Below are 6,062 nucleotides of genomic sequence, written 5' to 3' on the forward strand. Positions count from 1 at the left end.
TTGCGAAGCAATTGAGCTTTCCCATGTGCAGCTAGTCCCGCCCTGCCACTGAATTCACGCAGGAATCCATCATAATACGTTGACTATCTGGTATTTACACTCCTTGGTTTTAGGAGATACGGGCTTCTATCCAAAAACATCTGACCCAAGCAATGCAGGATGAGCTCTCAGGCTGGGCCATTGCGGAGTACACTACACATTGCGTGGCGCGTAATCAGCAGGAAAGGGTGGCTTTGGCTCGAGAGCCATAGCGTGAAAAAAGCCATGATGAATGCCTGATAAGGCCTTCTATCTTTGATTCTGGATGTCGCTGGATTCTCCCATAGAATATCTTCAAGGCGTAGGACCCTCACGGGCCCAATTGTTACGGAGTGAATTGGAGGTGCATTATTTCAGGGATCTTCTGCATCACTTCCCATTCCGATATATCGACCGATCCCGTTTCCATAAAATCCGAGATATCCGGGATGACAGCACACTTGTGCAATTGCAGGCCACCTTGGATGATGTGAAAGAGATCAAGCAGAAGCGGGGAAGCAGACTGGAAGCCTGGATAAGCGATGAGACCGGCCGAATGAAACTGGTCTGGTTCCAAGGCGTCCGCTGGATCAGACCACAGCTTCAAGTAGGTAAGCAGTACCTCATCTTCGGGAAACCCAATCGTTTCAAAGGTCAGTTCAGTCTCAATCATCCGGAGATACAGCAGATGGAAGAGGGTAAAGTGCCGCTACTCGGAGAACTGCAACCGGTCTATTCTTCCACAGAGAAACTCACCTCCAAAGGACTGGATACCCGTGGGCTCTCCAAGCTGATGAAGAACCTGCTCCCTGAAGTGCTCAAGGAGATCAAGGAGGTCATCCCAGAGGAGATCGTATCTGACTACCGACTCATGGATAGGCAGCTCTCCTATGCGCAGATACACTATCCCAAGAAGAGCGAGCTGCTGAAAAAGGCCCGCTTCCGTATGAAATTCGAGGAGCTGTTCTTCTTGCAGATGTCGCTGCTATTGAGCAAGGTAGCGCGTATCAAAAAGACACGCGGTCATGTATTCACCAGTGTAGGTGACAAGTTCAATACCTTCTATAGCGAACATCTCCCCTTCGAGTTGACGAATGCCCAGAAACGTGTCATCAAGGAGATACGCAGAGATGTAGGGAGTGGGCAGCAAATGAATCGACTACTTCAAGGTGATGTGGGAAGCGGCAAGACCATTGTAGGATTGCTCATCATGCTTCTGGCCATAGACAATGGATTCCAAGCAGCCCTCATGGCCCCGACCGAGATCCTCGCCAATCAGCACTATAAGACCCTGAAACAACTCCTCACGGGAACCGGTGTGCGCATCGGACTGCTGACCGGAAGTACCAAACAAGGCATGCGCAAGAGTCTACATCAAGCATTGGAATTCGGTGAGCTGAACATCCTGATCGGCACCCACGCCCTGATCGAGGATAAGGTGAAGTTCCAGAATCTGGGGATGGTCATCATCGATGAGCAGCATCGATTCGGGGTGGCCCAACGAGCCAAGTTGTGGAAGAAGAACAGTATCCCTCCTCATGTTCTCGTCATGACGGCCACGCCCATTCCGCGCACCTTGGCCATGACCTACTATGGCGATCTGGACGTATCGCAGATCGATGAACTCCCTCCGGGTCGCAAAGAGATCAAGACCGTCCATCGAAACGATGGTAATCGCCTGAGGGTCTTCCAGTTCATGGAGGATGAGATTAAGAAAGGTCGACAGGTCTATGTGGTCTATCCGCTCATCGAGGAGTCGAAGAAGATGGATGCCGATCTCAAGGACCTCATGGATGGCTATGAGAGCCTTAGCAGGAGATTTCCCCGACCTGAGTACCAGATAGGTATTGTTCATGGGCGCATGAAACCCGAGGACAAGGACTACGAGATGCTCCGCTTTGCCACTGGAGATACGCATATCCTAGTAGCCACAACGGTCATAGAGGTAGGGGTCAACGTTCCCAATGCGAGCGTGATGGTGATAGAGAGTGCGGAGCGTTTTGGGCTGAGCCAGCTGCATCAGCTACGCGGTCGGGTGGGTAGAGGGGCCGAGCAGAGCTATTGCATCCTGATGACAGGTCACAAGCTCAGTGCCGATGCACGAACGCGGCTGGAGACCATGGTGCGCACCAACGATGGCTTCCAGATAGCTGAAGTGGACCTGGAGCTGAGAGGAGCCGGGGATATCATGGGCACCCGACAAAGTGGTGAGGTGGCATTGAATATCGCCAATCTCATCACCGATGGACCGATACTCGGAATGGCACGGGAGGCGGCCCTCCGCATCATAGATGAAGACCCAGAACTCCAGAAGGATTCGAATCGCATCATGATACCCGAACTGCGGAAACACATGGCCCAGAAGAGTCGTTGGGCCAAGATCTCCTGATCAGAAATCGTAGAAGAGCCCATATCTCCTAGGAGAATCCCCTTGTATGATCATGCGCAAGGAGTGGATATGGATATCCGATCCAGAGCGATTCCAGTAATAGACCTTACAGGTCAAGGGAGCTTTGTCCTTGCATGGAAGAAGAGCTGAATGGAGAAAGGGCTTAATGATGTCCTGCAACCTGCGGCTGGCATAGAGGCTGGTACTAGTGGAATCCGAAATACTGAAATCGGCCAGATCCCGTCCATACCAGTCGACCAGACTATCTCCGCGATAGATCTCGCAGACGAGCGTACCCTCTACCTCAGTCCCTTTCCCCATGTCCAATATGAAATGTAGATCACAGTAAGGAGCACCCTTCAGTGAGTCAAGTGCCACAGTCGCAGCAGGGGCCCATTCCTCTCCACCCTTCAAATAATGTTCTCCAAGTAGCCGCTGCTCCCGCAACTCTGCTTTTGACCAAGTCTCTACAGGATCAAGGGTATATAGATCGAATTGCTCAGCAGGATGCTGATATAACCCATCCCCATAACGGTCCAAGAGAAGTCCAGCCCACTCCAAGGGCGGATCCAGGAAGAGAGCCGAGCCATCATCGAGTGCTTGATTCATCGGCAGGGCTTTCAGGTCAGCTCCTTGGGTGGGCTGATAGCTATAGTCCAATTCTCGTGATCGATCGTATGCCCGCATGAAGTTGGGATTCATCGGTCCATAGGCAGTTGGACGTATGTTCTGAGCATTCTGTACTGCTATGCTCTCCACCAGTCCGTGATAGGGTCGTTCAGAAAATATGATCAGATGCTCCCTATTCCAAAAAGTACCCCAAGCGATGACCGCGGTCGCTGCGAGTGCAAAGGCTGAACGCCATCTCGTTTTCACCAGATCCAATCCAGCGAAAAGCCCGATCAGAAAAGGACTGAATCCGAAGATGAGGATGGAGAACTGTAGAATAGGGCTGACCTCATGCGAATAGACCCAAGCTATACCAAGAGGTAGCAGCCATAGGATGAGTCCGGTCCACCAGAAGAGGCGCTGTTGCGTATCGAACTTTCGTGACACGACTGCATAGCAGGAACTGAGGAATGCGATCAGAAGCACGGCCATCCCCACTCCGTTGTACTGACCGAGATATTCTATATAGCGCCAGACCCACAGGCCATCAGGAGCCTGCAACCATCCTTCTGGACCTCCCAATCCTTCTTTGGAGAATTGGGCGATCGTGATGGGTAGATGGATAGAATAGATAGCTACGGCCAGAATGGCGGTCCACAGATACTTCTTCCGGTAGGTAGCATCCACCCAGAAAAGGGTCATCAATCCGATCAGTCCGGCTACCATCATGGAGAAATAATGCGTCCAAGCAGCACATACAGCTGCTATGGTGAATTGGATCAAAGCTCTTCTCGAAGGTCTCTGATGCAGATCTATCATGGCTGACAATTGCCAGAGGATGAACGCCACCCCATAGGCATACGGTCTGGCTATTCCCAGATACAGGATATAGTATTGAGCGAAGACCATGTACGCGCCTGCCATCCAGGCCACCTGGGGCGAGAAAAGCCTACGCCCGATGCGATGGACGAGCCAGATCGAGCTCAATGCACACAGCAGCGAGGGAAGCTTGACCATATACGAGCTCATGCCCACCAGACCGGTCCAGATCCAGAGAAATGTCTGTACCAGAGCAGGATGGAAGTCCGTGAGCACCCCTTGCTCGATGAGCTCGGTAAATCCTTCAAATCGCGTTCTGGAAAGGGCACTGAGCTCATCTTGAACAAATACATCACCGGTCAGCCACCAAATGATGCATTGCGTCAGCAACAGGAGATAAAGAGGTAGATGCGAGTTCAGGCGCTCCATTGCTGTGCAGGTGCGGTGAGTAGATCGGGAAGAAGTTCAGCAAGTTCTGATTGTTCCAGCATGGTGAACAAGCGGTGTTGGGCCAGATGCTCGGCCAAATATTCCTGCTCGGGTTGTCCTGGGGTAGGAATGAGAATGGCTGCTTTGCACAGCGCATCCAGGTCCATGATACTGCTATAGCCCGATCGACAGATGACCTTTTGAGCGCGGTTGAGGTATTGCTCGAGATCCTTGCTGAGGAGATGGTCGATGATCTGTAGTCGACCGACCCGCTCATTGGTACGATCCTTCATCAATCCTCTCACCAATACCGCTCCTTCTATATCCTGCAATACGGGGATCAAGAGATTCTCCAAAATACTGCGCTGGGGTTCGGGACCTGAGAGTATGGCGAGTACTGAGATGTCCTTTTCGATCTGAGGAAGGGCCTGCACCCGCGATAGGGGGCCGATGAACTTCAGGGGAATCTTCAAAGTCGCCTCAGAAAGTTGCCCAGAGAGGCGGTGATCGGGATGGTCAGGCACCCAGCATGCATCGAATCGATGGATCATTCGATGGATGATCCGATTGACCGTACCACGCATCAAAGGCGTAGGGATATTCAGCTGATGCGTCATGATGACCGACCGCACGCGTTTGGAGCACATGCCGTAGCGATTGTCCGATAGCACCATGTCCACATGATGTTTTCGCAAGAACCTTCTCAACCAAGCGCGCTCCTTGCGTATGCTATTGAAGATGCCCGCAGACTGGCTCATCAAGGCCCGTGTCATACGGGTAGGTGAGCGTGTATATCGGATGTGATAGGACGATATTTCGTGATACTCCAGCAAGGGGAATTCCCTGCGCAAGAACTGGAGCGCTTCGCCATCCGATGCGAGTATGACCTCGTTCCCCTCATCCAAGAAACGCCTGATGAGCGGGATACATCTACTCGCATGCCCCAAACCCCAATTGAGGGGAGCCACCAAGATTCTGCCGATGTGCTGCACCAGTGTAAATCTAAGATAAGTGCAGTACCCGCCTTCTTCTGATCAAATCACGAGATTTGCAGCCGATGGGAAAGGACAAGCTGCGGAAATTCGCTGAAGTGGCGGCCATGGATCATGTGATCGAACCCGATAAGGAGGAGATGCTGCATGGGTGTGACCGGCTGCGTGGAAAATGGAAAACAGAGGTCTTTGCCCGTCCAGCGCCTATCACCTTGGAACTGGCATGCGGCAAGGGCGAGTACACCTTGGCACTGGCCCAGCGCTATCCCGAGCGCAACTTCATCGGGGTGGATATCAAGGGTAATCGGATATGGCGAGGTGCCAAGACCAGTCGTGAACAGGACCTGTCCAATGTGGCCTTCCTACGCACACGCATAGAGAGTATCGACTCCTTCTTTGCTGAGGATGAAGTGGATGAGATCTGGATCACTTTTCCCGATCCGCAGAAGAAATCCCGCAGAGAGAAGAAGCGGCTCACCCACCCGGGATTCTTGGAGCGATACCGAAAGATCCTCCGCTCAGGGGGCACGGTCAATCTGAAGACAGACAGCAGCACGCTCTACGATTACACCATGGATGTCATCCTCGAGCAAGGGCTCAAAGTGCATCACCGATGTATCGATGTCTATGTATTGGGAAAACAGAAATTCCCCGATGAGCTCAATGAGATCATGGAGACCAAGACGCACTATGAGCAGATGTGGCTGGAAGAGGGCAAGCAGATCAAGTTCATCTCTTTCGAGTTATGAGCCGACCCATCAAGCTCAGTGAGAAGAACAAGGATTTCTTCGATCAGGTCTATCAGG

Annotated in this window: 4 protein-coding genes; 2 read left to right on the forward strand and 2 right to left on the reverse strand. The window is 52.1% G+C overall.

Going from position 1 to position 6,062, the window contains the following annotated elements; genetic code table 11:
* The first annotated feature begins 304 nt into the window (after window positions 1–304).
* Window positions 305–2,407, forward strand: coding sequence for an ATP-dependent DNA helicase RecG (recG, locus tag HKN79_09830; protein NNC83867.1), 2,103 nt, complete (start codon window positions 305–307; stop codon window positions 2,405–2,407).
* On the opposite strand, the gene HKN79_09835 is transcribed toward recG, so the two are convergent.
* Both HKN79_09835 and HKN79_09840 read right to left on the reverse strand, forming a co-directional pair.
* The gene (locus HKN79_09835; protein NNC83868.1) at window positions 2,408–4,264 is read right to left on the reverse strand and encodes a hypothetical protein; all 1,857 of its coding nucleotides are present in this window, start codon (window positions 4,262–4,264) and stop codon (window positions 2,408–2,410) included. It lies immediately after the preceding gene.
* Complete coding sequence (locus HKN79_09840; GenBank protein ID NNC83869.1) at window positions 4,252–5,256, reverse strand: glycosyltransferase; 1,005 nt, start codon at window positions 5,254–5,256, stop codon at window positions 4,252–4,254. Before HKN79_09840 ends, HKN79_09835 begins: the two co-directional genes overlap by 13 nt.
* A gap of 65 nt (window positions 5,257–5,321) precedes the next feature.
* Between HKN79_09840 and trmB the strand changes: the two genes are divergently transcribed.
* On the forward strand, window positions 5,322–6,005 hold the full coding sequence (gene trmB / locus HKN79_09845; protein NNC83870.1) for a tRNA (guanosine(46)-N7)-methyltransferase TrmB: 684 nt from the start codon (window positions 5,322–5,324) through the stop codon (window positions 6,003–6,005).
* Window positions 6,006–6,062: the final 57 nt, after the last annotated feature.

The organism is Flavobacteriales bacterium (genome assembly GCA_013001705.1).
In the GTDB taxonomy this organism is placed as follows: Bacteria; Bacteroidota; Bacteroidia; order Flavobacteriales_D; family JABDKJ01; genus JABDLZ01.